Raw genomic sequence first — 261 nt, forward strand, 5'->3', positions numbered from 1 at the left:
TGTACTAATTACCCGTGAGGCTTAACCATACAACGCCAAACGCGTTTTATGACAGCGTAACAGACAGAAGTTAAGACACTAAAGTAGATTTTACGAAGCTGTAAGCCATAAGCTTTAAGCTGTAAGAAAATATCAGATTTCCAGATTTATTAATTTGCTCAAAAGAGCGAATTAAACCAAATTTGCTTGGTGACAATAGCGTTTTGGACCCACCTGACCCCATGCCGAACTCAGTAGTGAAACGAAACAGCGCCGATGATA

General features: G+C 39.8%; 1 rRNA gene. It reads left to right on the forward strand.

Features of this window, described 5'->3' with window-relative positions:
- Window positions 1–185: 185 nt before the first annotated feature.
- Window positions 186–261, forward strand: a 5S ribosomal RNA gene (gene rrf / locus AUR67_RS07095); the annotation flags it as partial.

Origin of the sequence: Pseudoalteromonas sp. XI10, assembly GCF_001469895.1 — a bacterium.
Lineage (GTDB): Bacteria > Pseudomonadota > Gammaproteobacteria > Enterobacterales > Alteromonadaceae > Pseudoalteromonas.